Genomic DNA, 26,049 nt, shown 5'->3' with positions numbered 1-26,049 from the left:
GCCCAGCATGCCCACGCCCTGCCGGTTCGATGCACCCGCGCGTGCGGTGTCGCCCGGGGGTAGGACACCGGCATGAGTGCCTCCCTCGCCGACCGCGTCGTCCTCGTCACCGGCGGCAGCGCCGGCATCGGCCGCAGCACCGTGGCCCGGCTGGCCGCCGGCGGCGCGCGGGTGGTGACCTGCGCCCGGGACGGGGACCGGCTGGCCGAGGCGCTCCGGTCACTGCCGGCCGGCGTCACCGGCGTGGTGGCCGACGTCGCCGACGCCGGTGACCGCGCCCGGCTGGTCGAGCGGGTCGTCGACGAGCACGGCCGCCTCGACGCCGTCGTCCTGAACGCGGGTCTGGGCTGGGCCGGGCTGGTCGAGGACATGCCCGGGGAGGTGGTGGAGGGCATGGTCGCGCTCAACCTCACCGGGGTCGTCGAGGTCACCCGGCTCGCGCTGCCGCACCTCCTCGAGGCGGCGGCGCAGCGGGGGCGGGCCGACGTGGTGACCGTCGCGTCGGCGGCGGCCTGGTCCCAGGTGCCGCCGCTGACCGTCTACTCCGCGACCAAGGCCGGGGTGCAGGGGTTCGTCAAGGGCCTGCGCCGGGAGGTCACCGCCCGTGGCGTGCGGGTGCACACCGTCAACCCGGGGCCGGTGGCCACCGAGTGGCTGGCCCGCGGGCACGGTGCCCCGCCCGCCTCGGACGCCGACGCCCCCGGCCGGCTCTCCCGGGGCATCCGCAGCGAGCGGGTCGCCGACCAGATCAGCCGGTGCCTGACCACGCCGTGGTCGCGCACCGTCGCGGTGCCGCGGTGGATGGGGCTGGCCCGGCTGGGGGAGGTACCGCCGGTGGACCGGGCGCTGGACGTGCTGCTGTCGCGGCAGGCCGACCGCATCCGCCGGATCGCCGCCCGGTCGGTCGAGCGGCGGACCGGTCCCCGCGTTTGACGGGCCCGCCCCGCTCGACCACGGTGGGTCGTCCGGCCCCGCACCCGTCTGGAGAGCCGCATGCCCCGAACCGTCCGCCGCCGCGCCGGTGCCGCCGCCGCGACCACCACCCTGGCGGCGCTGACCGTCGCCGTACCCCTCGGCGTCGCCGCCCCGGCCGCGGCCACCCCCGGGCCCGGCCCCGTCGAGGTGCAGCTGCTGGCCCTCAACGACTTCCACGGCAACCTCGAGCCGCCGACGGGGTCCGGCGGCCGCATCCAGGTGGGCGTCGACGCCGACGGCACGCCCCGGACGGTGGACGCCGGCGGGTCGGCGTACCTCGCCACGCAGCTGGCCCAGCTGGCCGCCGCGCAGCAGCAGGGCAACACGGTCACCGTCGCCGCCGGCGACCTGATCGGCGCCTCACCCCTGCTGTCGGCGGCCTTCCACGACGAGCCGGCGATCGAGTCCCTCGGCCTGGCCGGCCTGGACTACGCCAGCGTCGGCAACCACGAGTTCGACGAGGGCCCGGCCGAGCTGCTGCGCATCCAGGACGGCGGCTGCCACCCGGTCGACGGCTGCGCCGACGGGACGCCGTACGAGGGTGCGGCCTTCCAGTACCTGTCGGCAAACGCCTTCGTCACCGACACCGGCGAGCCGCTGCTGCCGCCCACCGCCGTGCACCGGGTGCAGGGGGTGGAGATCGGCTTCATCGGCATGACCCTGGAGGGCACCGGTGCCATCGTCAGCCGGGAGGGCACGGCCGGCCTGGAGTTCCGCGACGAGGTGGAGACGGCCAACCGGTACGCCGCCGAGCTCCAGGAGCAGGGCGTCGAGGCGATCGTCGTCCTGCTGCACGAGGGCGGCGTGCAGACCGGGGAGAACGCCTGGGACGTCAACGGCTGCTCCGGGCTCACCGGCCCGGTCGTCGACATCGCCGCCGGCATGGACGACGCGATCGACGTCGTCGTCAGCGGCCACACCCACCAGGCGTACAACTGCGAGCTGTCCGGGAAGCTGGTCACCAGCGGCAGCTCCGCCGGCCGGCTGGTCACCGACATCGACCTCGCGGTCGACCGGCGCAGCGGGGACGTCGTCTCCGCGGCCGCCGAGAACGTCGTCGTGACGCGGGACGTCGCCGCCGACCCCGCGCAGACCGAGCTGATCACCCGCTACCGGGAGGCGCTCGGGCCGATCGCCAACGAGGTGGTCGGGACGGCCGCGGTGGACCTCACCCGGGCGCAGGAGCCGATCCTCGACGGCGCGGAGTCCACCCTGGGCAACGTCGTCGCCGACGCCCAGCTGGCGGCGACCGACGACGAGGCCGGGGCGGTCGCGGCGTTCATGAACCCCGGTGGGGTGCGCGCGGACCTGCTGGCCGGCGAGGTCACCTACGAGGAGGCGTTCACGGTGCAGCCGTTCGCCAACAACCTGGTGACCCTCGACCTCACCGGGGCGCAGCTGAACTGCCTGCTCGAGCAGCAGTTCGCGGTGGAGAGGGTGCTGTACCCGTCGGCGAGCGTGCGCTACCGGGTGGACCCGGCCGGCGTGCCGGCCCCTGTGGGCGGTGACCCCTGCACCGGTACCCGCGTCCCCGACGACTCGGTGCAGATCGGGGGCCAGCCGGTGCTCGCCGGGTCCACGTACCGGGTCACGGTGAACAACTTCCTCGCCGGCGGGGGTGACGGCTTCACCGTCCTGACCGGCGGCACCGCCCCGGTCACCGGGCCGATCGACCTCGACGCCCTCACCGCGTATCTGGGGGCGAGCTCGCCGGTCGCGGCACCGGCGCTGGACCGCATCGGCGCGGTCTGACGCGGCGGGTCCGCCGGCGGGCCTGTCCGAGCCGTCCCGACAGGGCTAGCGTCGCGGCATGGGCGAGGACCCGACGGTCACCGACCCGGGCGCGTACCGGGTGGTGTTCGAGAACGAGCGCGTGCGCGTGCTGGAGTACACCGACGAGCCGGGGTACCGCACCAGGCCCCACCGGCACCCCGACAGCGTCATGATCACGCTGAGCTCGTTCCAGCGGCGGCTGTACGGCGGCGGTCGCGAGGTGGACGTCGAGCTGACCGCGGGCCAGGCCCGGTGGGTGTCGGCGCAGGAGCACTCCGGCGAGAACACCGGCAGCACACCGAGCCACTCGATCTTCGTGGAGCTCAAGGAGCCGCGGCCGGCCGCGCCCGAGGTGTCCGCGTCGCTGGGGCCGAGCGGCCCCTGACCGCGGCGCCGGAACGCACCCGGCCGGTACTCCTTGTCACGACCGGCCGCGGGCGGTTTCCTCCTCGACACGTCCCTCGTGCAGCGCCGCGCGCGGGGCGCCGAGGAGGGCGCCGTGGACTTCCTGCAGCCGACGTCGTGGGCCGACGCGCTGGCCGCCCGGGCCGAGCACCCCGACGCGCTGCCCCTTGCGGGCGGCACGGACGTCATGGTCGACCTGACCTTCGACCGGCGCCGTCCCGCCGGCCTGCTCGACCTCACCCGGGTGCCCGAGCTGCAGGAGTGGACGACCGACGGGGAGGTGGTCCGGCTCGGCGCCGGCGTCCCCTACGCGCGGGTCGTCGGTGAGCTGCGCACGCGACTGCCGGGGCTGGCGATCGCCGCCCGCACGGTCGGCTCGCCGCAGATCCGGGCGCGGGGCACCGTCGGGGGCAATCTCGGCTCGGCGTCCCCGGCCGGCGACGCGCACCCGCCGCTGCTGGCCGCCGGTGCGCAGGTCGAGCTCGCCTCGGCCGCCCGGGGTGCCCGCCGCGTGCCGGTCGCCGACTTCTTCACCGGTGTGAAGCGGACGGTGCTCGCCCCCGACGAGCTGATCGCCGCGGTCCTCGTGCCCGCGGCCGCCGGGCCGCAGCAGTTCTGCAAGGTCGGCACCCGCAACGCGATGGTCATCGCGGTGTCGGCCTTCGCCCTGGCCCTGCACCCCGACCGGCAGGCGGTCGGCACCGGCATCGGCTCGGCCGCACCCACCCCGCGGCGGGCGCCGGAGGCCGAGGCGTTCCTGGCCGCGGAGCTGGACTGGGCCTCCCGCGGTCCGCTGCCGGACGCCGTGGCCGCGGAGTTCGGGCAGCGGGTGGCCGCCGCCGCCGCGCCCATCGACGACGTCCGGGGGAGCGCGGCCTACCGGCGGCACTCCCTCGCGGTGATGGCGCGCCGCGCCGCCACCTGGGCCTGGGACGACCTGAGGAGGGCGGCCTGATGCGCGTGGCCACGACCGTCAACGGCACCCCGCAGGAGGTGGACGACGTCTGGCCGGGGGAGAGCCTGCTGTACGTGCTCCGGGAGCGGCTGGGCCTGCCCGGCGCGAAGAACGCCTGCGAGCAGGGCGAGTGCGGGTCGTGCACGGTCCTGCTCGACGGGGAGCCGGTGTGCGCCTGCCTGGTCGCCGCGGGTCAGGCCACCGGCCGGTCGGTGACCACCGTCGAGGGGCTGGCCGACGGCGGTGCCCTCTCGCCGGTGCAGGAGGCGTTCGTCGAGGCCGGCGCGGTGCAGTGCGGTTTCTGCACGCCGGGCCTGGTCGTCGCCGCGCACGACCTGCTGGCCCGGGTGCCGCGGCCGAGCGACCCGGAGATCCGGGAGGCGCTGGCCGGCAACCTGTGCCGCTGCACCGGCTACGAGAAGGTCCTCGACGCCGTCCGGCTGGCCGCGGAGCGCCGTGCATGACCGCGACCGGGGCCGGGGTCCGCACGACCGGGCGCGTCGGCGAGAGCGCCCCGCGCCCCGACGCCACGCTCAAGGTCACCGGCGAGTTCGCCTACGCCAGCGACCTGTGGCACGACGACATGGTCTGGGGCGTCACGCTGCGCAGCCCGCACCCGCACGCCCGCATCCGCGGCATCGACGTCTCCGAGGCGCTCGCCGTCCCCGGGGTCACCGCCGTCCTCACCGCCGACGACGTGCCGGGGGAGAACGCCTTCGGCCTCGAGCACGCCGACCAGCCGGTGCTCGCCGCGGACGTCGTCCGCTACGAGGGGGAGCCGGTGGCGCTGGTCGCCGCCGACCACCCCGAGACCGCCCGCCGCGCGGCCCGGCGGATCCGCGTCGACTACGAGGTGCTGCCCGCGCTGACCGACCCCCGCCGCGCGCTGGACGACGACGCCCCGCAGGTGCACCCCGGCGGCAACCTGGTCCGCCACCTGCGGCTGCGCCGCGGCGAGGAGCACCCCACCGCCCCGGTCGTGGTCTCCCTCGACTTCGAGGTCGGCATGCAGGACCAGGCCTTCCTCGGCCCCGAGGCCGGGCTCGCCGTCCCGGCCGAGGACGGCGGCGTGGACCTGTTCGTCGCCACCCAGTGGCTGCACGTCGACCAGCGCCAGGTCTGCCTGGCCCTCGGCCTGCCGCCGGAGAGGGTGCGGCTGACCCTCGCCGGCGTCGGCGGCGCGTTCGGCGGCCGGGAGGACCTCTCGGTGCACGTGCACGCCTGCCTGCTGGCGCTGCGCACGGGCCGGCCGGTGAAGATGAGCTACGGCCGCGAGGAGTCCTTCCACGGGCACGTGCACCGGCACCCGGCCACGATGACCTACGAGTTCGGCGCCGAGCGCGACGGCACCCTGCGCTACGCGCGGGCCCGGGTGCTGCTCGACGGCGGCGCCTACGCCTCGTCCACCGCCGCGGTCGTCGGCAACGCCGGGCTGCTCGGCCTCGGGCCCTACCGCTTCCCCTCGGTGGCCGTCGACGCCTACGGCGTGTTCACCCACAACCCGCCGTGCGGGGCGATGCGCGGCTTCGGCTGCGTGCAGACCGCCTTCGCCTACGAGGCGCTGATGGACGAGCTCGCCGCCGCCGTCGGCGTCGACCCGGTGGAGATCCGGCGGCGCAACGGCCTGCGCGAGGGCGACCGCACCGTCACCGGCCAGCTGGTCGACTCCGCCGCCCCCGTGGCCGAGCTGGTGACGCGCGTGGCCGCGATGCCGCTGCCGCCGCCCGCGGACACCGGCGACCTGCGGGCCCTCCCCGGCGCCCTCGGCAACACCACCCACGGCGAGGGCGTCCGCCGGGGGGTCGGGTACGCGGTCACCGTCAAGAACGTGGGCTTCTCCGAGGGCTTCGACGACTTCTCCACCGCCCGGGTGCGGCTGGAGGTGGTCGGCGGGGAGCCCACCGTCAGCGTGCACACCGCCGCGGCCGAGGTCGGTCAGGGCCTGGTCACCGTGCAGCAGCAGATCGCCCGCACCGAGCTCGGCGTGGACCGCGTGGTGGTCGTCCCCGCCGACACGTCGGTCGGCTCGGCCGGGTCGACCTCGGCGTCCCGGCAGACCTACGTCACCGGCGGCGCGGTCAGGGCCGCCTGCGAGGCGGTGCGCACGGCGGTGCTGCAGCGGGCCGCCGTCGCGCTGGACCGGCCGGTCGCCGGCCTCCGGCTGGACGGCGAGGAGGTCGTCGGCCCCTCGGGCGAGGTGCTGGCCGGGCTCGGCGACCTGCTCGGCGACGACGCGGTCGAGGAGACCGTCGAGTGGCGGCACCGGCCCACCCACGCCGTCGACCCGCAGACCGGCCAGGGCGACGCGCACGTGCAGTTCGCGTTCTCCGCGCACCGTGCGGTGGTGGACGTCGACGTCGAGCTCGGCCTGGTCAAGGTGGTCGCCCTCGACACCGCCCAGGACGTCGGGCGGGCGGTGAACCCGGACGCCGTCGTCGGCCAGGTCCACGGCGGGTCGGCGCAGGGGATGGGCCTGGCGCTGATGGAGGAGGTGGTCGTGGCGGACGGGCACGTGCGCAACCCCTCGTTCACCGACTACCTCCTGCCCACCGTCCTCGACGTGCCCCCGATGCGGGTGGAGCTGCTGGAGAACCCCGACCCGCACGCGCCCTACGGCGTGCGCGGGGTGGGGGAGCCACCGACGATCTCCTCCGGTCCGGCGGTGGCCGCCGCGGTGCGCGACGCGTGCGGCCGGCCGCTGCGGCGGGTGCCGATCCGCCCCGAGCACGTCACCGGGGTGTGAGCGCACCGGGGTCGCGTCACCGGGTGCCCGCGCGGTCCCGGGCGGTGTGGGCCAGGGTGGGCTGTGCCGTTCGAGACCGCGGACCTCGTCGTCCGCCGGGTGGACGCGGAGTGGTGGGCCGTGGTCGAGCCGCTGGTCTACCGGGGTGACCGCGACCGGTTCGTCGTCCCCGCCGGGTTCCGCACCGACTTCGCCACCGTGCCCCGGCTGGTCACCTGGCTGGTGCCGCGGTTCGGGGCCTTCACCCTGGCGGCGGTGCTGCACGACTGGCTGTGCACCGCGGGGATCACCTCCGGCGTCGTCACCTCCCGGGAGGCCGACGGGCTGTTCCGCCGCGTGATGCGGGAGAGCGGGGTGCCGGTGCTGCGCCGCTGGCTCATGTGGACCGGCGTGCGGTGGGGGGCCCTGGCCGACCCGGTGCGCCGTCCCGGGTGGTGGGCCAGCGCCGGCGGCGTCCTCGCCATCTCGGTGCTGGCCGCGCCGCTCGTCGTCCCCCCGGCGGTGGTGATCCTCCCCGGCCTGCTGGCCTTCGCCGCCGCCGAGTGGGTGGTCGGCCGGTTCGTGCCGGCCGGGACCGAGCCGCTGGTCGTGCCCACCGGGACGGCGTCGCCCTCCTGACCGGTCAGCCGCCCTTGCGGCGGGTGAGCACCAGTCCGGCCACCTCGGTCGCGCCGGCGGCCAGCAGCACCCGGGCCATCTCCCGCAGGGAGAAGCCCTCCGAGTAGACGTCGTCGACGACGAGGACCCGCCTGCCGGCCACCCGGTCGGGCTCGGGCACCGACAGCGCGCTGCGCAGCTGCCCCTCGGCGATCTCGCGGCGGGCCTCGGCGCTGATGCCGAGGAAGCGGCCGGTGGGCCCGGACTTCGCGATGAGGCCGGGGGCGAACGGCCACCCGGGGCCCGCCCGCTCGGCCGCCTCGAGGACCAGCCGCAGGTAGTCCCACAGCCGGATCGCCCGGGGCCCCACGTAGATGGCGCCGGTGGTGATGACGTCGAAGCGGGCCATCTCCTCCCGGTGTGCGTCGAGGAACCCGACGAGGACGCGGCCCAGCACCTCCGCCCAGCTGCGGTCCTCGTCGTACTTGTAGCGGTGGACGGCTCGCCACATCGCCTCCGGCTGTTCGGAGACGGTGTGGATGCGGGTGAAGCAGCGGTCGTCGAACCCGCACACGGTGTTCGGGCAGGAGCCCCGGTCCAGCCGCTGTCCGCACACCGGGCAGCCGCCCCGTCGTGGAGCGGCCGGGCCGCGGCAGCACGCGAAGCACAGTTCCGGCGTCCCGCACGTCCGGTAGGCGCACGTCTCGCAGGAGTCGAGACCGGCCGCGGGTGGCTGCAGCCTCGCCGGGTCGATCGGCATCGGGCACCTGCCTCGGTGGGCCGCTGCTGGCGCAGAGAGGGGAGGTGACCGTAGAGCAGGGACGGTGCCGCGGTCGACGGGGACGGCGACGAAACGGGCACCGCGACCCGGCCGGATCGACCAAGCTGGGCGCCATGACCGACTCCTCCGGGCCGCCGTTCCGCGCCGACCACGTCGGCAGCCTCCTGCGCCCGCAGAACCTGCTCGACGCCCGTGCCCGTTCCGCCGCCGGCGAGATCGACGCCGCCGAGCTGCGCGCCATCGAGGACCAGGCGATCGCCGACGTCGTCCGCCTGCAGGGGGACGTCGGGCTGCGCACCGCCACGGACGGCGAGTTCCGCCGCGCCACCTGGCACATGGACTTCATCTACGCGATCACCGGGATCACGAAGGTGGAGGGTGGGGGTCGCCCGGTCCACTTCCACAACGCCGACGGGGACATCGACTGGGTGCCGGCCGGGCTGCACGTCGACGGGCCGCTGTCGATCGACGAGCCGATCTTCGGCGCCGACTTCGCCTACCTGCAGTCGGTGGTCGGAGAGGGGCAGACGGCCAAGCTGACCATCCCCTCGCCGTCGATGGTCCACTACCGCGGGGGTGCGGCGGCCATCGACCCGGCCGTCTACCCGGACGAGGACGCGTTCTGGGACGCGCTGTCGGCGGCCTACCGCCAGCAGGTGCAGGGCATCGCCGCGCAGGGGTGCACCTACCTGCAGCTGGACGACACGAGCCTGGCCTACCTCAACGACCCCGCGCAGCGGGCGGAGCTGGCCGAGCAGGGCCGCGACGCCGAGCACCAGCACGAGCGCTACATCCGGCAGATCAACGCCGCGCTGGCCGGCCGTCCCGAGGGCCTGGCCGTGACCACCCACCTGTGCCGGGGCAACTTCCGCTCCTCGTGGGTCGCCGAGGGCGGGTACGACTTCGTCGCCGAGGCGCTGTTCGGCGGCCTGGAGGTGGACGGGTTCTTCCTCGAGTACGACGACGCCCGCTCCGGCGGGTTCGAGCCGCTGCGCTTCGTCCCGCCGGGCAAGCGGGTGGTGCTCGGCCTGGTCACCAGCAAGCGCCCCGAGCTGGAGGACAAGGACACCCTCAAGCGGCGGATCGAGGAGGCCTCCAGGTACGTGCCGCTGGACCAGCTGGCCATCTCGCCGCAGTGCGGCTTCTCCTCGACCGTCGAGGGCAACGCGCTGACCCGCGACGAGCAGATCGCCAAGCTGGCCCTGGTCGTGGAGACCGCCCAGGAGGTCTGGGGCTACTGAGGGGACCCCCCTTCCCCCCACGCCTCGCACGCCCGGCGCGGGACCCTGGAGGGTGGCCGTTCCAGTACGTCACCAGGGTCACGGTCCGGACTCGTTCCGGTGGTGGGCCGGGGCCGGACGCAGCATGATCGTCCTCGACCGCGGGCAGCGTCGTCCGGGCGCAGCCTGGCATGCAGGGAGGCGCTCATGTCGACGACCGTCAGCAGGGACGACACCGGCGGAGGTCAGCCCCGCGACGGCGACGTCCGCCGTCGTCCGTCGCTGAAGACCGTGGTGGTCTGGGTGCTGGTCGCCGCGGTCGGCGCGGTGGCGTGGACGGTGCTCGCGCTCTCGCGCGGGGAGACGGTCTCGGCGCTGTGGATCCTGTTCGCGGCGCTGGCCTCGTACGCCATCGCCTACCGCTTCTACGCGCGGTTCATCGCCCGCCGTGTGCTCCGGGTGGACGACACCCGCGCCACCCCGGCCGAGCGGCTGCACAACGGCATCGACTTCGACGTCACCGACCGGCGGGTGCTCTTCGGGCACCACTTCGCCGCGATCGCCGGTGCCGGCCCGCTGGTCGGGCCGGTGCTCGCCGCCCAGATGGGCTACCTGCCGGGCACCATCTGGATCATCGTCGGCGTCATCTTCGCCGGCGCGGTGCAGGACATGACCGTCCTGTTCTTCTCCATGCGGCGCAACGGCAAGAGCCTGGGCCAGATGGTCCGCGAGGAGATCGGGATCGTCGGCGGCATCGCCGCGCTCATCGCCGTCTTCGCCATCATGATCATCATCCTGGCGGTGCTCGCGCTCATCGTGGTCAACGCCCTGGCCGAGTCGCCGTGGGGCGTCTTCTCCATCGCGCTGACCATCCCGATCGCGCTGTTCATGGGCGTGTACCTGCGCACCATCCGGCCCGGCCGGGTGCTCGAGGCCACCGCCATCGGCGTCGTCCTGCTGCTGCTGGCCGTCATCGGGGGCGGCTGGGTCGACGACACCGGGCTCGGCGAGGCGCTGACGCTGTCCAAGGAGTGGCTGGTCCTCGCGCTGGTGGTCTACGGGTTCGTCGCCTCGGTGCTGCCGGTGTGGCTGCTGCTCACCCCGCGCGACTACCTGTCGACGTTCATGAAGGTCGGCGTGATCGTCCTGCTCGCCATCGGGCTGCTCCTGGCCCGCCCGGTCCTGCAGGCCGACGCGGTCACCGAGTTCGCCCGCGAGGGCACCGGCCCGGTGTTCGCCGGCTCGCTGTTCCCGTTCGTGTTCATCACGATCGCCTGCGGCGCGCTGTCGGGCTTCCACGCCCTGATCTCCTCGGGGACGACGCCGAAGATGGTGGCCAAGGAGAGCCAGGTCCGCCTGATCGGCTACGGCGGCATGCTCATGGAGTCCTTCGTCGCGATCAGCGCGCTGATCGCGGCCGTGGTCATCGACCAGGGGCTCTACTTCGCGATGAACAGCCCGGCCGGTGCGACCGGCGGGGAGGCGGCGTCCGCGGCGGCCTACGTCAGCGGCCTGGGCTTCCCGACGTCGGCGGAGGACCTCGCCGCGGCCTCGGCGGCCGTGCAGGAGCCGAGCCTCGTCTCCCGTACCGGCGGCGCGCCCACGCTCGCCGTCGGGATCGCGAACATCCTGTCCGACGCGTTCGGCAGCGGGATGGCGGCCTTCTGGTACCACTTCGCGATCATGTTCGAGGCGCTGTTCATCCTGACCGCGGTCGACGCCGGCACGCGGGTGGGGCGGTTCATGCTCCAGGACACCATCGGCAACGTCTGGAAGAAGTTCGGCGACCTGTCGTGGCGGCCGGGCAACCTCATCGCCAGCGCGATCACCGTGGGCCTGTGGGGCTACATCCTCTACGTGGGCGTGACCGACCCCCTCGGCGGCGTGAACCAGCTGTTCCCGCTGTTCGGCATCGCCAACCAGCTGCTGGCCGCCATCGCGCTGACGCTGGTCACCGTGCTGCTCATCAAGCACGGGCGGTTGAGGTACGCCTGGGTGACCGCGATCCCCCTGGCCTGGGACCTCGTGGTCACGATGACCGCGAGCTTCCAGAAGGTGTTCTCCTCCGACCCGGCCGTCGGGTACTTCGCCCAGCGGCAGCGCTACGCCGACGCCCGCGCGGCGGGGGAGGTCCTGGCCCCGGCCCAGGACGCGGCACAGATGGACAAGGTGGTCTTCAACTCCACCCTCAACGGCGTCCTGCAGGCGCTGTTCGCCGTCCTCGTGCTGGTCGTCGTCGTCAACGCGGTCGTGGTCATCGCGCGGGCCATCCGGGCCGGCGGGCCGGTGCCCACCACCGAGGAGCCGCCGGTCCGGTCGGAGATCGTCGAGCCGGCCGGCCTGTTCGCCACCGCCGAGGAGAAGCGGGCGATGGCCGAGCACGAGCGGCTGGTCGGGGCGGGGCGGCCGAGCGACGGGGGAGTGGCGTGAGCGCGGGCGACCTCGCCGTCCGGGCGTGGCGCGGGGTGCGCTGGTACCTGCGCGAGTGGAGCGGGGAGGCCCGCTGGGACGACTACCTGCGGCACTGCGCCGAGCACGGGCACGAGCCGGTCAGCCGCCGGGAGTTCGAGCGGCGCCGGGCCGACGCCCTGGAGCGGACGCCGGTCAGCCGCTGCTGCTGACGCCGTGCCGGGGGCCCCTCACCCGGGGGCCCCGGCACGGCCGGGACTCAGCCGCGCAGCGCGGGGAACTGGTCGTCGCGCCACTCGCCGGGCCGCGGCCCCTCGACCCCGGCGAGCTGCTCCTCCCGGCCGCGCAGCTCCACCCGGCGGATCTTCCCGGAGATGGTCTTGGGCAGCTCGGCGAACTCCACGCGGCGCACCCGCTGGAACGGCGCCAGGTGTTCGCGGGCGTACCGCAGGATCGCCAGCGCCGTCTCCTCGGTCGGCTCGTGCCCCGGCGCCAGCGCCACGTACGCCTTGGGCACGGCCAGGCGCACCGCGTCCGGCGCGGGGACGACGGCGGCCTCGGCGACCGCCGGGTGCTCGATGAGCACCGACTCCAGCTCGAACGGGCTGATCTTGTAGTCCGAGGCCTTGAAGACGTCGTCGGTGCGCCCGACGTAGGTGATGTAGCCGTCGGCGTCCCGGCTGGCGATGTCACCGGTGTGGTAGTAGCCGCCGGCCATGGCCTCGGCGTTGCGCTCGGCGTCGCCCTGGTAGCCGGTCATCAGCGGCAGCGGGGACTGCGCGAGGTCCAGGCAGATCTCGCCCTCGCCGGGGCCCTCGACCGGCCGGCCGGTGAGCGGGTCGACCAGCGCCACCGGGACGCCGGGCAGCGGGCGGCCCATCGAGCCGGGCAGCACCCGTGCCTCGGGGGTGTTGCCGACCTGCGCGGTGGTCTCGGTCTGCCCGTAGCCGTCGCGGATGGTCAGCCCCCAGGCGCGCCGCACCTGCTCGATCACCTCGGGGTTGAGCGGTTCGCCGGCGCCGATCACCTCGCGCAGGGCGCCGGGCCCGCCGGAGAGGTCGGCGTTGATGAGCATCCGCCACACCGTGGGCGGCGCGCAGAACGACGTCACCCCGTGGGTGCGGATGCTCTGCAGCAGGGTCGCGGGCTCCAACCGCTTGTAGTTGTGCAGGAAGACCGTCGCCTCGGCGATCCACGGGGCGAAGAAGCAGGACCAGGCGTGCTTGGCCCAGCCGGGGGAGGAGACGTTGAGGTGGACGTCGCCCGGGCGCAGGCCCAGCCAGTACATCGTGCTCATGTGCCCGACGGGGTAGGAGACCTGGGTGTGCTCGACCAGCTTGGGCCGCGACGTCGTGCCGGAGGTGAAGTAGAGCAGCAGCGGGTCGCCCGGGGCGGTGCCCGGGTGCGCGGCCGGCCCGGCGTCGAGCTGCGCGGCCTCGTGCAGGTCGGCCCACCCCTCGGCCGGGCCGACGCTGAGCCGGGTGTAGTCGCCGGGCACGGAGTCGAACTTGGCGGTGTCGGCGACGTTGCAGAGCACGTGGCGGGCCCCGCCGCGGCCGACCCGGTCGACGAGGTCGTTCGGGCCCAGGGCGGTGGTCGTCGGCATGATGACCGCGCCCAGCTTCATGATCGCCAGCATCGACTCCCACAGCTCGACCTGGTTGCCGAGCATGAGCAGCACCCGGTCGCCCCGCTGCACGCCCCGGGCGGCCAGCCAGGCGGCGACCTGGTCGGAGCGGCGGGCCATCTCGTCGAAGGTCCGCGTGGTGGTCGTGCCGTCGTCCTCGGCCAGCACCAGTGCCGGCCGGCCGTTGCCGCGCGCGATCGTGTCGAACCAGTCCACCGCCCAGTTGAACCGCTCGCCGAGGTCGGGCCAGCGGAACTCGGCCACGGCTCGGTCGTGCTGGCCCCGCAGGGCCAGCAGCTGGTCACGGGCGGCGCGGTAGGCATCGGTCGCGGTCATGGTCGGGGAGTCTGCTCTCCGTCGGCGGTCAGGGCGAGGCGCTCGGCCGCCGTCCGGACGGCGAGGACGCCGAGGACGGCGAGGCCGAGCAGCAGGGACGCGGTGACGAGGACGACCCCGGTCTGCGCCGTCCCCGACCCGCCGTGGACGTGGCCGCCGGAGCCCGCCGCCACCGGCGCGTGGACGGCGAGCATGCCGAGGTCCAGCGCGACGGTGGTGGCCCACACCCGGGGCGCCGGCGCCCGCCACAGGTGCCAGGCGCAGGGCAGGCACGCCAGCGCCATCCCCACCATGGCCAGCGAGGTCAGCGAGCCGGTGTCCACCGCGGCCGCGTGCACCCCGGCGGAGGCGAGCGCCAGCACGGCGGCCGCCCGGCCGGCGACGGTCGGGAGCCCGACCGCCGCCGGGCGCAGGGGGGAGGTGCTCACTCGTGGGCGCAGTGGGACGACGTCGACCGCGGCGTCCCCAGCGCGGGGTTGCGGTCGAAGAAGCCCACCGGCTTGAGGGTGAACCCGGCGTAGTCGGTCGGCATGACCGGCCAGTCCTCCGGGCGCGGGAAGTGGGTGAGCCCGAAGGTGTGCCACAGGACGACGTCCTGGCCCTCCAGGGGGCGGTCGGCCTGGACGAAGGCCGGCAGCCCCGCGGCGCCGGGGTGCTGGTTGACGAAGTCGCCGGCCGCGTAGCGCTCGGCCGGGTCGTACTGCGTCACCCACAGGCTCCGGGTGCCGAAGGTGGCGCGCTGGTGGATCGAGGAGGACTCGTCGGCCAGCATCAGCGGCAGGTTCTCCGGGTGCAGCGCGTAGCCGACCGGCTGGCCCAGCCGGTTGGTCTTCTCCGGGTTGAGCACGTGCCAGACCCGCCCGACCGTGCCGTCGGCCACCCGCGCGGCCTCGGACTCGCGGGTGATCGGGGTGGAGCGGCGGGTGAAGGCGTTGCCGTAGGGGTTGGTGTCGCTCACCGGCACCCGGACGGCGTCCACCTCGTGCACGGTGTTGCGGTCGCCGTCGACGGCCATGTCCAGCCGCGCCGAGAACAGGTGCTGGTGGAACGGCGCCCCCAGACCCGGCGCGATCTCGGTCGCGTACGGGTGCTCGTCCCCGCGGTAGGACGACGTGAACACGATGCCGGTGGCCTTGGACTCCAGCTGGATGGTGCCGTCGAGGTAGAGGTACCAGTAGAAGCCGTAGTCGTAGTTGCCGATGGTGGTGAAGAAGCTGACCACCAGGCGGCGGGAGCGGCGGGTCTCGGCCATCCCGTTGAACAGGTCGGTGTGCTTCCAGCCCACGCCGTAGTCCTCCTCGTGGAGGCAGATGGCGTTGCGCAGCACCCGCGGGGCGCCGTCCTCGTCGGCGATCGTGGCGTCGAAGTAGTGGATCTCGCCGAGGCAGTCGCAGCCCAGCTCCAGGGCGTTGGTGTACCGGGCGAAGAGGTACTCGCCGGTGTCGAAGTAGTTCTGCCAGAAGCGCACCGGCGAGGGGTCGGCGTAGGGCACGACCATCTCCGAGATCGACGCGCGGTAGACCACCGAGCGGCCGTCGATGGAGACCTGGTGCAGGGTCAGCCCCTCGCGGACATCGAAGCCGACACGGAACTCCCACCCGGCCCACCGGACGACGTCGTCCTCGACGGTGAAGCTCGGCCCCTCGGGCTGGGTGATCTCCAGCGGCTTGAGGTCGCGCACCGGGTGCGGGTGGGTGGCCTGGTCCAGGTCGGCCCGCTCGGCCGGCACGGGCAGGTCGTAGTGGTCGTGCACCGCGGTGGTGACCCCGCGGGTGATGTCCACGTAGGCCACGACGCCGTCCACCGGGTGCGCCCAGGGCAGGTCGGTGGGGTCGGCCTGGTGGAAGCCGAGGACCCGGACGACGCGGTCGCCGAACTCCTCGGGGAAGTACGAGCCGGCCGACAGCGGGACCGCGCGGACCTCGGCGACGTCCAGGCCGCGCTTGGCCATGGCGGCCACCCAGCGCTCGTCGGCGGCGAGGATCGGCTCGATCGCCTCGAACTCGGCGTCGAGGATCGGCACCTGGCCGTCGGCCACGCCGTCGATCTCGACGTCGCGGACCACGCTGCGCGCGGGCAGCGCGACGGTGAGGTCCCGGCCCTGGCCGGTGGCCCGGTCCAGCAGCAGCACCCGCAGCCGGCGCTCCACCGGCTGCCCGGGCCGCCACGCGAGCACCTCGCGCTTGTGCGGCTCGTCCAGGCCGACGTAGACGAACTTGGTCGTGTCGCCGAGCAGCCCGGCCGCCTCGACGGCCTCGCGGGCGGCGGTGATCTCCTCGGCGGTCAGCCGCGCCAGCGGGTGGGTGGCGGTGGTGGTGGGGGCGGTGAGGGTCATGGCGTCTCCGTTTCGGTGGTGCGGGTGCGGACGGTCAGATCTGGGGGGCGTCGTCGGCGGGGGCGGTGGTGGTGAGGGCGCGGGCGGCCTGCGATCGGGCCGCGGCCAGCGCCCATCCGGCGGCGAGGGCGAGGGCGAGCAGGACGCCGGCGCCGACGCCGAGGACCGTCGAGCCGCCCATGAGCAGGGGCAGGTTCTCGACGAGGAGCACGAGGATCGCGGCGAGCCCGAGCAGGCCGAGGGACGGCGCGACGAGGGTGTGCCAGGGTCGCCGGTCCACGCGGGTGCGGCGGAAGAAGACCAGCACCGCCAGGCAGGCCAGCAGCATCAGCACGACGATGCCGACGCTGGCGATGCCGGCCAGCCAGGTGAAGATCTCCAGCACCGGGTCCAGGCCCGCGACCACGCAGACGGCCATGAGCAGGGCGCCGACGGCCGAGGTGACCAGTGAGGCGACGTGCGGCGAGGCGTGCCGGGCGTGGCTGCGGCCGCAGGCGGCCGGGAGCACGCCGGTGTTGCCGAGGGAGAAGAAGTAGCGGGACGTCACGTTGTGGAACGCGAGGATGGCGGCGAACAGGCTGGTCACGAAGAGCACCTGCATGACGTCGGCGGCGATCGTGCCGACGTACTGCTGCGCGGTGGCCACCACGATGCCGCCCGGGTCCGCGGCGGACTCCGCGACGATGCGGCTGTCGCCCCACGCGCTCACGATGCACCAGGCGGAGACGGTGTAGAAGACCGTGATGATCGCCAGTGCCGCGTAGGTCGCGATCGGGATGGTGCGGTCGGGGTCGCGGGCCTCGTCGCGGAAGATCGCGGTCGCCTCGAACCCGATGAACCCGGCGATGGCGAACATCAGGCCGATGCCGGGGGCGCCGGAGAGCACGTCGCCGGGGGTCACCAGCGCCGACGACAGGCCCTCGTCGCCACCGCCGCGGCCGATGACGGCGACGTCCAGGACCAGCACGATGCCGACCTCGGCGACCAGCAGGACGCCGAGCACCTTGCTGGACAGCTCGATGTGCCGGTAGCCGAGCAGCCCGGTGACGGCGAGGACGGCGGCGGTCCACAGCCACCACGGCAGGTCGGGCCCGCCGTAGCCGGTGACCAGGTCGTCGAGCAGGAAGCCGACGTAGCCGTACACCGCCCCCTGGACGGTGAGGTAGCTGATCAGGGCGACCAGCGCGCTGCCCAGGCCGGCGCCGCGGCCGAGGCCGGTGCCGATGTAGGAGTAGAAGGCGCCGGCGTTCGGCACGTGCCGGGTCATCGCGGTGAAGCCGACGGCGAAGAACGCGAGGACGACGCCGGCGACGACGTACATCGCCGGGTAGCCCGCCCCGTTCCCGGCCGCGATGCCGATGGGGAAGGAGCCCGCGACCACGGTCAGCGGCGCCGCGGCGGCCACCACCATGAGCACGATCGAGGCCGGACCCAGGGCACCCCGCAGCCGGTGGGTGGTGCCCGGGTCCGGGCGCGCGGTGCTGGTCGTGCTGGGGGGCGGGTCGGAGACGGTGGCCATGCGGACCTCCGGGGGGCGGCAGCGCGGCGCTGCCGGAGTGGGAGCGACGCGGCCACCCTGTCCGCCCGCGTGGCCTGCCCGGTCACACGGCCGTAACTTCGCAGAAACATCCGTGTAACCCCGAACGAGATCCCGATCACACTTTTCTCATTCGACCCGCACGGGCGCGCAACGCCCACGGCGCCGGAGCCGCCCCAACTACGCTGCCCGCCCAGCGAGGACGGGAGACGGGTGCTCATGGGGCAGCGGAGCGGGTCGGGCGCACGCCGCCGGGTGCTCGCGCGCCTGCCCGCCCGCTCCCCGGTCGCGGGGCTGCGCCGTCGCGGTCTGACCTTCCCCGAGGTCCTGGCGCAGTCGGTGTCCGCGCTGGCGCCCTCGGCGGCGATGGTGGTGGTGCCCTCGATCGTGCTGGTGCAGTCGGGGGCGGCCACGCTGCCGGCCTTCGTCGCGGCGACGGCGCTGGTGCTGCTGGTCGGCTGGTGCCTCACCCAGTTCGGCCGCCGCATGGCCGCGGTCGGCGGCACCTACAGCTACACCGCCAAGGGCCTCGGCCCGGTCGCCGCCCTGGCCGGCGGCTGGGCGCTGCTGGTCGGCTACGCCGCGGTGGCCATGTCGGCCCTGGTCGGCGCGTCGCTCTACCTCGCCGGCGTGGCCGGGCTGCGGCCCACCCCCCTGGTCGTGGCCGGGCTCGCCGTGCTGCTCGGCCTGCTCGCCACCCTGTTCACCGTCCGGGGCATCCAGCTCTCCGCCCGGGTGGCCCTCGCCCTGGAGCTGCTGTCCACCGCGGTGGTGCTCGCCGTCCTCGGGGTGCTGCTGCTCGCCCCGCGGGGCGGGCCGGGCAGCGCCGCACCGGTGGTCGACGCCGGCGTGGAGTGGGGCGGGGTCGCGGTGGGCGTGGTCCTCGGGGTGACCGCCTTCATGGGGTTCGAGAGCGCGGCCACCCTCGGCGTCGAGGCCCGCCGGCCGCTGGTCGCCGTCCCCCGGGCGGTGCTGTGGACGCCGGCGGTGGCCGGCGTGCTGTTCGTCGCCGCCGCCGCCGCGCAGGTGGTGCTGCTGCGCGCGGCGCCCCTCGACGTGCTGACCAGCCCCGTCCCGGTGGCCGAGCTGGCCGACCGCGAGGGGCTCGGGCTGCTGCGCCGGGTGCTCGACCTCGGCATCGCCGCGTCGTTCTTCGCCTGCGTCACCGGCTCGACCAACGCGCTGGGCCGGGTGCTGTTCTCGACGGGCCGCGAGGGTGTCCTGCCGCGGGCGCTGGGTCGCACCCATCCGCGGTTCGACACGCCCCACGTCGCGCTCGGCGTCGTCCTGCCGGCGGTGGTGGGGGTGCCCGTCGTCGCGCTCGCCCTCGGCGGCGGGCCGCGGGCGGTGCTGACCGCCTCGCTCACCGTCTCCGTCTTCGGCTACGTCGTCGCCTACGTGCTGGCGTGCCTGGCGATGCCGGCCTTCCTGCGGCGGATCGGCGAGCTCACCCTGCTGCCGGCGGTCGGCGGGCTCGTCGCCGGCGTGGCCGGCTTCCTGGTCCTGGTGGCCGGGATGGCCGGCGTCTGGTCCGGCGGGCGCACGGTGGTCGTGGTCTTCCTGGCCGCCATGGCACCGGGCCTGGCCTGGACCGCCTGGCTGCGTCGCCGCGACCCGGGCCGGCTGGCGGCGGTGGGCGTCTACGACCAGGCCACCGCCAGCAGCGTGCTGCCGGGCAGCGTGCCGGTGGAGCCGCGGCGGTGACCCCGGCGGTCGACCGCGGACTCACCGGCCGCCAGCCCAAGGCGGTGCAGAGCGCGCTGGCCATCCTGGAGGCGGTGGCCCGGGCCGGCGCCGGGGTCACCGCCAAGGAGGTCGCCGAGGACGTCGGCCTCCCCCCGGCCACCACGTACCGGCTGCTGAACCTGTTGGTGGGGGAGGAGTACCTGGTCCGCCTGCCCGACCTGCACGGGTTCGCGCTCGGCCGCAAGGTCGCCGGGCTCGCCGGCGGGCCGGGGCCGGGGCCGGTCTGCACTGCGGCACGGGAGGTGGTGGGTGAGCTGCGGCAGCAGGTGCGCTTCGGCGTCCACCTGGTGCTGTACTCGGGGCCGGTGCTGCGCTGCGCCGACGTGGACCCGGACCACCCGCTGCGGTCCACGGCCGAGGTGGAGCGGCACCTGCACGCCAGCGCCGTGGGCAAGCTGCTGCTGGCCGAGCAGCCTGACTGGCGCGACGTCGTCCCCCCGCGCCGGCTGGTGCAGCTCACCGGCCGGACGGTGACCCGCCCGGCCGACCTGGACGCCGAGCTGCGCGCCATCGCCGACGGCGGGACCGCGGTGCAGGCCGGTCAGCTGCACGAGGGCGTCTCCTGCGCCGCGGTGCCGGTGCGCACGCCGTCCGGGGTGCTCGTCGGGGCGCTCGCGGTGACCGGCGCCGGCGAGGACGTGACCGTCGCCGCCGACCGGGCCGTGATCGCGGTCGAGTACGCCCGGCGCCTGGGCCCCCTCCTCGGCTAGGGCCGGTCAGGCCGACGCGTCCTGCTGGGCGAGGCCGGCGTGCTGCTGGCGGAGTTCGCGCTTGAGGATCTTGCCGCTGGGGTTCTTGGGCAGGGTGTCGGCGAGGACGACGTACTTGGGGCGTTTGTAGCCGGCCAGCCGGTCGCGGGTGTGGGTGTGGATGTCGTCGGGGGTGAGGGTGGCGCCGGGTTTGGGGACGACGACGGCGGTGACGGCCTCGACCCAGTAGGGGTGGGGGATGCCGAAGACGGCGACCTCGGCCACGCCGTCGAGGGCGTAGAGGGCCTCCTCGATCTCGCGGCTGGCCACGTTCTCCCCGCCGGTCTTGATCATGTCCTTCTTGCGGTCGACGACGGTCAGGTAGCCGTCGGTGCTCATCACGCCGAGGTCGCCGGAGTGGAACCAGCCGCCGGCGAAGGCCTCGGCGGTCTTGTCGGGGTCGTCGTGGTAGCCCAGGGTGGCGTGCGGGCTGCGGTGCACGATCTCCCCGACGGTGCCCGGGGGCACCGGGGTGCCGGAGTCGTCGACCAGGCGGGTCTCGACGTTGAGCGCGGCGCGGCCGGCCGAGCCGGCCCGCTCCAGCTGCTCGGAGGGGCGCAGGATGGTGGCCAGCGGGCTCATCTCGGTCTGGCCGTAGAAGTTCCACAGCGCCACGTCGGGCAGCCGGTGTTGCAGTTCGCGCAGCACCTCCACCGGCATGGGGGAGGCGCCGTAGTAGCCCTTGCGCAGGCTGGACAGGTCGGTGGTGGCGAAGTCGGGGTGCCGCAGCAGGGAGATCCACACCGTGGGCGGGCAGAACAGCTTGGTGACCCGTTCGGCGGCGATGGTGGCCAGCAGGGCGGCGGGGTCGGGGCCGGGCAGGATGATGCTGGTGGCGCCGAGGTAGACGTCGACGGAGAAGAAGCAGTCCAGCTGGGCGCAGTGGTACATCGGCAGCGCGTGCACCTCGACGTCCTCGGTGCTCATCCCGCCGTCGATGGCGCAGGAGACGTACTGGCTGATCAGTGAGCGTGACGAGAGCAGCACGCCCTTGGGGCGGGACTCGGTGCCGGAGGTGTACATCAGCCGCAGCGGGTCGTCGTCGGCGACGGCCACCGCCGGTGGGCTGACCTCGCCGCTGCGCCACCAGGTGTCGACGTCCTCCCAGCCGGCCGCGGGCGCGGTACCGGACAGGCCGATCCAGCCGCGGACGCCGCCGGTGGTGCCGGCGGTGGCCAGCGCCTTGTCCGCGGTGGCGGCCAGGGCGTCCTCGGTGACCAGCCCACTGGCGTCGCAGTGGCGCAGGATGTAGGCGATCTCCTCGGGGCCGAGCATGAAGTTCACCGGCACCAGGACCACGCCGAGCTTGGCGGTGGCGAAGGCGAGCACCGCGTACTGCCAGCAGTTGTGGCTCAGCAGCGCCAGCCGGTCGCCTTTGGTGAGGCCGCGGTCGGCCAGTGCGTGCGCGGTGCGGTTGACCGCGGCGTCGAACTCCGCGTAGGACACCCGCAGGTCCCCGGCGACCACCGCGAGCTTGTCGGGGTACCGCTGCGCGGTCCGGTGCAGCAGGTCACCCACCGAGTGCTGCCGGGCACGGACGACATCGGTGCTGGTCATGGCTGGTCCTCCCGGTGGCGGCGGTCGCGTGGGCAGTCTGTCGCGTGCGGCCCCGCGGGTCACGCCGTCCGGCGACGCCGGCCCCGTCCGATCGTTACCGCACCGTGATCATGTGTCGGGCAAGGACACCCTAAGTTCGGTAAGGCAACCCTCATCTCGGTCGGTGTCCCGTGCACCGCCGCCGACAGCAGGAGCACGGCGGCGCGGTCCGTCCGGCGCTGCTCAGACCCGGAAGGACACCATGCGTTCCGCACCACGCCTCCTCGCCCTGTCGACAGCCGCCCTGCTGGCCGGCGGGCTGGCCGCCTGCTCGTCGTCGTCGGCCTCCTCGGGGGAGGAGCCCGAGAGCGCCGCCGACTCCGCGCCGGTGACGATCGAGCACGCGTTCGGGACGACGACGATCGAGTCCGAGCCCGAGCGCGTCGCGACGGTCAACTGGGCCAACCACGAGGTGCCGCTGGCCCTCGGCGTCGTCCCGGTCGGCATGGCCGCGGCCAACTTCGGGGACGACGACGGCGACGGCCTGCTGCCCTGGGTCTCCGAGCGGCTGGAGGAGCTGGACGCCGAGACGCCGGTGCTGTTCGACGAGACCGACGGCATCGACTTCGAGGCCGTCGCCGACACCGACCCCGACGTCATCCTCGCCGCCTACTCCGGGCTGACCCAGGAGGACTACGACACGCTGAGCGAGATCGCGCCGGTCGTGGCCTTCCCCGAGGCCCCGTGGGCGACGCCGTGGCGGGAGGTCATCGAGGTCAACGCCGCCGGCATGGGCATGGCCGAGGAGGGCGAGCAGCTGGTCGCCGACATCGAGCAGGAGATCGCCGACACGGTGGGCCAGCACCCGCAGCTCGCGGACAAGGCCGCCATGTTCATGACGCACGTCGACACGACCGACCTCAGCGAGGTCAGCTTCTACACGCCGTACGACACGCGCAGCGCCTTCTTTGAGGACCTCGGCCTGTCGACGCCGTCGAGCGTCACCGCCGCGTCCACCGACAGCGAGCAGTTCTCCGGCACGGTCAGCGCCGAGCAGGTCGACGCCTTCGACGATGTCGACATCATCGTCACCTACGGCGACCAGGCCCTGGTCGACGCCCTGAACGCCGACCCGCTGCTCTCGCAGATCCCCGCCGTCCGGAACGGGGCGCTCGTCCTGCTGCCCGACACCCCCCTGGGCACCGCGGCGAACCCGACCCCCCTGGCCATCTCGTGGGTGCTCGAGGACTACGTCGCGATGCTCGCCGAGGCAGCCGACAAGGCCCCGTGACGACGCTCCGCCCTGCCCCGACCCCGGACGCCGCCGTCGCGCGGCGTCCGGGGTCGGTCCGGCTGCTGTGGCTGCTGGTGGTCGTCGCGGTCCTCGTCCTGCTGATGGCCGCCTCGGTCACGATCGGCTCCCGCGCGGTCGACTGGTCCGACGTCGTGGCCGCTGTCGGCGGATCCTCGGACACCATCGGCCAGGCGGCCGTCACCAAGCGCGTCCCCCGCACCCTGCTGGCGGTGGTGGTCGGCGCGGCGCTCGGGCTCTCCGGCGCGGTCATGCAGGGCGTCACCCGCAACCCGCTGGCCGACCCGGGCGTCCTGGGCATCAACATGGGCGCCTCGCTCGCCGTGGTCGCGGGGCTGGCCTGGTTCGGGCTGTTCTCGGCCACCAGCATCATCTGGACGGCGATCGCCGGCGCCGCCCTCGCCGCGGTGTTCGTCTACGCCGTGGGGTCCCTCGGCCGCGGCGGCCCGACCCCGCTCAAGCTGGCGCTGGCCGGCGCGGCCACCTCGGCCGCGCTGGTCTCCTTCGTCACCGCCATCGCGCTGCCGCGCGGCGACATCGCCGAGAGCGTCCAGTCCTGGGAGATCGGCGGCGTCGGCGGCGCCACGTACAGCAGCATCACCACCGTGCTGCCGTTCCTGGTCGCGGGGTTCGCGGTCAGCCTGCTGTCGGCGCGCAGCCTCAACTCCCTCGCCCTGGGCGACGAGCTCGCCGCCGGGCTGGGCGAGCGCGTCGCCGTCGCGCGCGGTGTCGCGGCCGGCGGTTCGGTCCTGCTGTGCGGCGCGGCCACCGCCGTCGCCGGGCCCATCGGGTTCGTCGGGCTGGTCGTCCCGCACCTGTGCCGGCTGCTGGTGGGGGTCGACCACCGCTGGCTCCTGCCGTTCTCGGCGCTGACCGGGGCCGGCCTGCTCACCGCCGCCGACGTGCTCGGCCGCATCGTGGCCCGGCCGGCCGAGATCGACGTCGGCATCGTCACCGCCCTCGTCGGCGCCCCGTTCTTCATCGCCATCGTCCGCCGGCAGAAGGTGCGTGAGCTGTGACCGCGGGCCTCGTCCCACCGCCGGCGGTCGTCGACGCCGTCGCCCGCGGGCGGGTTCGCCGGGCCGCCCGGTGGCGGCTGGTCGTGCTCGCGCTCGCCGTCCTCGTCGTCGTCGCCTTCGCCGTCACGCTGATGGTCGGGCAGACGTTCTACCCGCCCGGCGACGTGATCCGGGTCGTCCTGGGCCAGGACGTGCAGGGCGCCACCTTCACCGTCGGCCGGCTGCGGCTGCCCCGGGCGGTGCTGGCGGTCGTCGCGGGGCTGAGCTTCGGGCTGGCCGGCGTCACCTTCCAGACGATGCTGCGCAACCCCCTGGCCAGCCCGGACGTGATCGGCATCAGCGCCGGGGCGAGCGCCGCGGCGGCCTTCGCGATCGTGTTCCTCGGCTGGAGCGGGACCGCCGTCTCCGTCACCGCGATCGTCGCCGCGCTCGTCGTGGCGGTGCTCGTCTACGTGCTGGCGTTCAAGGACGGCGTCGCCGGGACCCGGCTGATCCTCATCGGCATCGGTGTGGCCGCCATGGCCAGGAGCTCCATCGCCTACGTCCTGGACCAGGCCGGGGCGTGGGACTTCGCCGAGGCGCTGCGCTGGCTGACCGGCAGTCTCAACGGCAGCACCTGGGAGGCGACGGTGCCGGCCCTCGTCGCCCTGGTGGTGCTCGGGCCGGTGCTGCTCACGCAGACGCGCGAGCTCTCCGCCCTGCAGCTCGGTGACGACACCGCCTCGGCCGTGGGGGTCCGGGTCGAGCGCACCCGCGTGGTCGCGATCGTCGCGGCGGTCGGGCTGATCGCCTTCGCCACCGCCGCGTGCGGCCCGATCGCCTTCGTGTCGTTCCTCGCCGGGCCGATCGCCGCCCGGATCGTCGGGCCCAACGGGTCGCTCCTGGTCCCGGCCGCGCTGGTGGGGGCCGTGCTCGTGCTCGTCGCCGACCTCGTGGGCCAGTTCGCCCTGGGCACCCGCTTCCCGGTCGGCGTCGTCACCGGCGTGCTCGGCGCGCCCTACCTCATCTACCTGATCGTGCGCACCAACCGCGTAGGAGGCTCGCTGTGACGACGGACCACTCGCTGGCGGCCGAGGACCTCGTCCTCGGCTACGGCGAGCGCACGGTCATCGACGGTCTGGACCTCGCGGTGCCGGCGGGCCGGATCACCGCGATCGTCGGCGCCAACGCCTGCGGCAAGTCGACGCTGCTGCGGTCGATGTCGCGGCTGCTCAGCCCCCGCGGCGGCCGGGTGCTGCTCGACGGCAAGGCGGTGCACCGCCTGCCGGCCAAGGAGCTGGCCCGCACCCTCGGCCTGCTGCCGCAGTCGCCGATCGCCCCGGAGGGCATCACCGTCGCCGACCTGGTCGGCCGCGGCCGGCACCCGCACCAGCGGGTCTTCTCCCGCTGGAGCCGGGACGACGACGTCGCGGTGGCCGCAGCCCTGGAGGCGACCCGGACGACCGAGCTGGCCGACCGCCCGGTCGACGAGCTCTCCGGCGGCCAGCGCCAGCGGGTGTGGATCGCGATGGCGCTGGCCCAGCAGACCGACCTGCTGCTGCTGGACGAACCGACCACCTTCCTGGACGTCGCCCACCAGGTGGAGGTCCTCGACCTGCTGACCGACCTCAACCACACCCGCGGGACGACGATCGTCATGGTCCTGCACGACCTCAACCTGGCCGCCCGCTACGCCGACCACCTCGTGGCGCTGGCCGAGGGACGGCTGCACGCGGCGGGCGACCCGGCGGCGGTGCTCACCGAGGACAACGTCCGTGCGGTGTTCGGGCTCGACAGCCGGGTCGTCGTCGACCCCACCTCGGGGCGGCCGCTGATGCTCCCGATGGGCCGGCACCACATGACGCCGTCCGCCGAGGTGCACGGCGCCGGGGTCGCGCACCTGGGCTGACCGCGGGCCCTCCGGGTCCGTTCCGACGCACCGCGGCCCCCGGCCGAGGAGAAGATGAACCGTCTTGCTCCGGGCGACCCCGGTCGGGAACCGCTGACGTCGCCGG

Annotated in this window: 22 protein-coding genes; 16 read left to right on the top strand and 6 right to left on the bottom strand. The window is 74.6% G+C overall.

What is annotated here, in order from left to right; genetic code table 11:
* Positions 1-72 precede the first annotated feature (72 nt).
* From ACI79E_RS15940 to ACI79E_RS15910, 7 genes are all read left to right on the top strand, one after another.
* Positions 73-933 carry an SDR family oxidoreductase gene (locus tag ACI79E_RS15940; RefSeq protein ID WP_456933544.1) on the top strand — a complete coding sequence of 287 codons (861 nt, stop codon included), beginning with the start codon at positions 73-75 and terminating at the stop codon, positions 931-933.
* Positions 934-993: 60 nt separating this feature from the next.
* Positions 994-2,727, top strand: coding sequence for a bifunctional metallophosphatase/5'-nucleotidase (locus ACI79E_RS15935; protein WP_456933543.1), 1,734 nt, complete (start codon positions 994-996; stop codon positions 2,725-2,727).
* Between the two features lie 58 nt (positions 2,728-2,785).
* Entirely contained in the window at positions 2,786-3,133 is a 348-nt protein-coding gene (locus ACI79E_RS15930) for a cupin domain-containing protein (protein WP_456933542.1), read from the top strand.
* Between the two features lie 114 nt (positions 3,134-3,247).
* Entirely contained in the window at positions 3,248-4,108 is an 861-nt protein-coding gene (locus tag ACI79E_RS15925) for an FAD binding domain-containing protein (protein WP_456933541.1), read from the top strand.
* A complete protein-coding gene (locus tag ACI79E_RS15920; RefSeq protein WP_456933540.1) occupies positions 4,108-4,572 on the top strand; it encodes a (2Fe-2S)-binding protein in 465 nt (154 codons plus the stop codon). Before ACI79E_RS15925 ends, ACI79E_RS15920 begins: the two co-directional genes overlap by 1 nt.
* On the top strand, positions 4,569-6,851 hold the full coding sequence (gene pucD / locus ACI79E_RS15915) for a xanthine dehydrogenase subunit D (RefSeq protein WP_456933539.1): 2,283 nt from the start codon (positions 4,569-4,571) through the stop codon (positions 6,849-6,851). The genes ACI79E_RS15920 and pucD overlap by 4 nt, the downstream gene beginning before the upstream one ends.
* A gap of 63 nt (positions 6,852-6,914) precedes the next feature.
* Positions 6,915-7,469, top strand: a complete 555-nt coding sequence (locus ACI79E_RS15910) for a DUF1353 domain-containing protein (protein WP_456933538.1) — start codon at positions 6,915-6,917, stop codon at positions 7,467-7,469.
* A gap of 4 nt (positions 7,470-7,473) precedes the next feature.
* On the opposite strand, the gene ACI79E_RS15905 is transcribed toward ACI79E_RS15910, so the two are convergent.
* Positions 7,474-8,064, bottom strand: a complete 591-nt coding sequence (locus ACI79E_RS15905) for a ComF family protein (protein ID WP_456933537.1) — start codon at positions 8,062-8,064, stop codon at positions 7,474-7,476.
* A gap of 278 nt (positions 8,065-8,342) precedes the next feature.
* Here ACI79E_RS15905 and ACI79E_RS15900 point away from each other — a divergent pair, with 278 nt between their 5' ends.
* From ACI79E_RS15900 to ACI79E_RS15890, 3 genes are all read left to right on the top strand, one after another.
* Complete coding sequence (locus ACI79E_RS15900; RefSeq protein ID WP_456933536.1) at positions 8,343-9,470, top strand: 5-methyltetrahydropteroyltriglutamate--homocysteine S-methyltransferase; 1,128 nt, start codon at positions 8,343-8,345, stop codon at positions 9,468-9,470.
* A gap of 186 nt (positions 9,471-9,656) precedes the next feature.
* The gene (locus ACI79E_RS15895) at positions 9,657-11,879 is read left to right on the top strand and encodes a carbon starvation CstA family protein (RefSeq protein WP_456933535.1); all 2,223 of its coding nucleotides are present in this window, start codon (positions 9,657-9,659) and stop codon (positions 11,877-11,879) included.
* Positions 11,876-12,070 (top strand): YbdD/YjiX family protein, encoded by a 195-nt coding sequence (locus tag ACI79E_RS15890; RefSeq protein ID WP_456933534.1) that lies wholly within the window; start codon positions 11,876-11,878, stop codon positions 12,068-12,070. Before ACI79E_RS15895 ends, ACI79E_RS15890 begins: the two co-directional genes overlap by 4 nt.
* Positions 12,071-12,117: 47 nt before the next feature.
* Here the strand turns inward: ACI79E_RS15890 and ACI79E_RS15885 are convergent, their stop codons facing one another.
* Genes ACI79E_RS15885 through ACI79E_RS15870 form a run of 4 tightly spaced genes read right to left on the bottom strand, consistent with a single transcriptional unit; the run spans position 12,118 to position 17,675 of the window.
* A complete protein-coding gene (locus ACI79E_RS15885; protein WP_456933533.1) occupies positions 12,118-13,821 on the bottom strand; it encodes an AMP-binding protein in 1,704 nt (567 codons plus the stop codon).
* The gene (locus ACI79E_RS15880) at positions 13,818-14,249 is read right to left on the bottom strand and encodes a hypothetical protein (protein WP_456933532.1); all 432 of its coding nucleotides are present in this window, start codon (positions 14,247-14,249) and stop codon (positions 13,818-13,820) included. Before ACI79E_RS15880 ends, ACI79E_RS15885 begins: the two co-directional genes overlap by 4 nt.
* Entirely contained in the window at positions 14,246-16,156 is a 1,911-nt protein-coding gene (locus ACI79E_RS15875; protein WP_456933531.1) for a primary-amine oxidase, read from the bottom strand. Before ACI79E_RS15875 ends, ACI79E_RS15880 begins: the two co-directional genes overlap by 4 nt.
* Before the next feature lie 34 nt (positions 16,157-16,190).
* Positions 16,191-17,675: an APC family permease gene (locus tag ACI79E_RS15870; RefSeq protein ID WP_456933530.1), complete on the bottom strand. Its 1,485-nt coding sequence runs from the start codon at positions 17,673-17,675 to the stop codon at positions 16,191-16,193.
* 237 nt (positions 17,676-17,912) lie between these two features.
* Here ACI79E_RS15870 and ACI79E_RS15865 point away from each other — a divergent pair, with 237 nt between their 5' ends.
* A complete protein-coding gene (locus tag ACI79E_RS15865; protein WP_456933529.1) occupies positions 17,913-19,397 on the top strand; it encodes an APC family permease in 1,485 nt (494 codons plus the stop codon).
* A complete protein-coding gene (locus tag ACI79E_RS15860) occupies positions 19,394-20,149 on the top strand; it encodes an IclR family transcriptional regulator (RefSeq protein ID WP_456933528.1) in 756 nt (251 codons plus the stop codon). Before ACI79E_RS15865 ends, ACI79E_RS15860 begins: the two co-directional genes overlap by 4 nt.
* 6 nt (positions 20,150-20,155) lie before the next feature.
* On the opposite strand, the gene ACI79E_RS15855 is transcribed toward ACI79E_RS15860, so the two are convergent.
* Positions 20,156-21,745 carry an acyl-CoA synthetase gene (locus tag ACI79E_RS15855; RefSeq protein WP_456933527.1) on the bottom strand — a complete coding sequence of 530 codons (1,590 nt, stop codon included), beginning with the start codon at positions 21,743-21,745 and terminating at the stop codon, positions 20,156-20,158.
* Positions 21,746-21,986: 241 nt separating this feature from the next.
* Here ACI79E_RS15855 and ACI79E_RS15850 point away from each other — a divergent pair, with 241 nt between their 5' ends.
* Genes ACI79E_RS15850 through ACI79E_RS15835 form a run of 4 tightly spaced genes read left to right on the top strand, consistent with a single transcriptional unit; the run spans position 21,987 to position 25,943 of the window.
* Entirely contained in the window at positions 21,987-23,015 is a 1,029-nt protein-coding gene (locus ACI79E_RS15850; protein ID WP_456933526.1) for an iron-siderophore ABC transporter substrate-binding protein, read from the top strand.
* The gene (locus ACI79E_RS15845) at positions 23,012-24,055 is read left to right on the top strand and encodes a FecCD family ABC transporter permease (protein WP_456933525.1); all 1,044 of its coding nucleotides are present in this window, start codon (positions 23,012-23,014) and stop codon (positions 24,053-24,055) included. The genes ACI79E_RS15850 and ACI79E_RS15845 overlap by 4 nt, the downstream gene beginning before the upstream one ends.
* Entirely contained in the window at positions 24,052-25,104 is a 1,053-nt protein-coding gene (locus tag ACI79E_RS15840) for a FecCD family ABC transporter permease (protein WP_456933524.1), read from the top strand. Before ACI79E_RS15845 ends, ACI79E_RS15840 begins: the two co-directional genes overlap by 4 nt.
* Positions 25,101-25,943 (top strand): ABC transporter ATP-binding protein, encoded by an 843-nt coding sequence (locus tag ACI79E_RS15835; protein ID WP_456933523.1) that lies wholly within the window; start codon positions 25,101-25,103, stop codon positions 25,941-25,943. The genes ACI79E_RS15840 and ACI79E_RS15835 overlap by 4 nt, the downstream gene beginning before the upstream one ends.
* Positions 25,944-26,049 lie beyond the last annotated feature (106 nt).

The organism is Geodermatophilus sp. SYSU D00079 (genome assembly GCF_054050635.1).
The sequence above is the reverse complement of the archived record's forward strand: the minus strand, read 5'-3'. Positions and strand labels throughout refer to the sequence as shown.